Genomic DNA, 2591 nt, shown 5'->3' on the forward strand with positions numbered 1-2591 from the left:
CCCCCCGTCCCGCCGTCGCCCCGCTCGCCGTGGACCCGGAGGTGCTGGCCGCCGTCGCGCAGGGCCGGCACCACGATCCGCACACCGTGCTGGGCGCCCACCCGCATCCCGACGGCGCGGCGGTCACCTACCGCGTGCTGCGCCCGCTGGCGCGCACGGTCACGGTGGTCCGCGCCGGCGACGGGCAACGGGTGGAGCTGACGCACGAGCACGACGGCGTGTTCGCGGGCGTGGCCCCGACGCCCCGCGTGGCCGGGGCCGCCGCGGGCGACTACCGCGTCGAGGTGGCATACGAGACCGAGGACGGCACGACCGGCCCCGTCCAGGAGCAGGACGACGCGTACCGGCACCTGCCCACGCTCGGCGAGCTGGACCTGCACCTGATCGGGGAGGGCCGGCACGAACGGCTGTGGGAGGTGCTCGGCGCCCGCGTGGTCCGCACCTCCGCGGGCGAGGCCGTCGGCACGGCCTTCGCGGTCTGGGCGCCGAACGCGCGGGCCGTGCGCGTGGTGGGCGACCACAACGGCTGGGACGGCCGGACCCATGCCATGCGGTCCCTCGGCTCCTCCGGCGTGTGGGAGCTGCTGGTGCCTGGCGTCGGTCACGGCGACCGCTACAAGTTCGAGATCCTCGGCCGGGACGGGCTCTGGCGGCAGAAGGCGGACCCGATGGCCCGCTGGACGGAGGTCCCGCCGGCCACGGCCTCGCGTGTGCTCGAGTCCGACTACGCCTTCGGGGACCGCACCTGGATGGAGCGCCGCCGTCTCACGGACCCGCACGAGCGCCCGCTGAGCATCTACGAGGTGCACCTGGGCTCGTGGCGGCCCGGGCTGGACTACCGCGAGCTGGCCGAGCAGCTCGTGGAGTACGTGCAGTGGCTCGGGTTCACGCACGTGGAGTTCCTGCCGGTCGCGGAGCATCCGTTCGGCGGGTCCTGGGGCTACCAGGTGACCGGCTACTACGCCCCCACCTCCCGGTTCGGCTCCCCGGACGAGTTCAAGCACCTGGTGGACGCGCTCCACCGGGCGGGGATCGGCGTCATCGTGGACTGGGTGCCGGCGCACTTCCCGAAGGACGAGTGGGCGCTCGCGCGCTTCGACGGGACCGCCCTGTACGAGCACCCGGACCCGCGGCGGGGCGAACATCCCGACTGGGGCACCCTCGTGTTCGACTTCGGCCGCACCGAGGTCCGCAACTTCCTCGTGGCCAACGCGCTCTACTGGCTCGGCGAGTTCCACATCGACGGGCTGCGCGTGGACGCCGTCGCCTCGATGCTCTACCTGGACTACTCGCGCGAGGACGGGCAGTGGGAGCCCAACGTGCACGGCGGCAACCACAACCTCGAGGCCATCGACTTCCTGCGCGAGGTCAACGCGACCGTGTACCGCCTGCACCCCGGCGTCCACATGATCGCGGAGGAGTCCACGGCCTTCTCCGGGGTGAGCGCTCCCGTGGACGCGGGCGGTCTCGGCTTCGGCAAGAAGTGGAACATGGGCTGGATGCACGACACCCTGGCCTACCTGTCCCAGGACCCGGTCAACCGCCGGTGGCACCACGAGCAGTGGACGTTCTCCATGGTGTACGCCTACTCGGAGAACTACGTGCTGCCGCTGTCCCACGATGAGGTCGTCCACGGCAAGGGCTCCCTGCTGGGCCGCATCCCGGGCGACCGACGGCAGCAGCTGGCGACCCTGCGCGCCTACTACGGGTACATGTGGGCGCACCCCGGCAAGCAGCTGCTGTTCATGGGCGGGGAGTACGCGCAGCCGAGCGAGTGGTCCGAGGGCGAGGGCCTGGACTGGCCCGTCTCGTGGGATGAGGCGCACCGCGGGGTCCAGCTGACGATCCGGGAGCTCAACGCGCTCTACCGCAGCAAGCCGGCGCTGTGGTCGCTGGACCACAGCCCGGAGGGATTCTCGTGGGTGGACGGCGGCGACGCCGACGGCAACACGCTCGTGTTCCTCCGCATGCCCGCGGCGCAGGTGGTGCCGGAGACACGGATCGACGACGACGGCGCCGCGGTCCCGGCCGCTGAACCGGGCGGCGCCCCGCTGCTGTGCATCACCAACCTCTCGGGGTCGCCGCGTCAGGGGCTGCGCGTGGGGGTGCCGTCCGCGGGGGAGTGGACGGTGGTGCTGGACACCGATGCGACCGACTTCCACGGTGACGGCTGGCGGGAGCAGACCGGCCAGTCCGAGGTGATCGCGGCACACGAGGGCCAGTGGCAGGGCCAGCCGGCCCACGTCACGGTGAACGTGCCGGCGCTGACCACCCTGTGGCTCCAGCCGACCCTGGACACGACGGCCACGCCCTGAGGAGTGGTGCACGTCACGGCCGGGGGTGACGGCGCTGGAGCGTCGAACGGGGCGGGCCAGGCCGAAGGAATCCGCGAGAACAGGCGGAAACCGGCCGCCCACCCTTGACCGCACGCCGGGTGTCACCCCTGATTTTGTGTTCGGTGGGGTTCGTGTGTAGAGTTCCATCTCGTGCTCAAGACGCCGACCGGGTGACCGGGAGGCGGGGTGAAGAACACAGAATCCGCGGATTCATGCCGAGAATGGCAGGTCCAGGGCGGGTGGTGCTCACCGGGT

At 72.0% G+C, this 2591-nt stretch carries 1 protein-coding gene; it reads left to right on the forward strand.

Annotated features, from left to right (window positions below; genetic code table 11):
• A partial coding sequence (glgB, locus tag J1M38_RS04445; RefSeq protein ID WP_206501182.1) for a 1,4-alpha-glucan branching protein GlgB occupies nucleotides 1-2315 on the forward strand: 2315 nt, incomplete at its 5' end.
• Between the last annotated feature and the right edge of the window lie 276 nt (nucleotides 2316-2591).

Origin of the sequence: Micrococcus sp. KRD070 (assembly GCF_017168435.1) — a bacterium.
Taxonomy (GTDB): domain Bacteria; phylum Actinomycetota; class Actinomycetes; order Actinomycetales; family Micrococcaceae; genus Micrococcus; species Micrococcus luteus.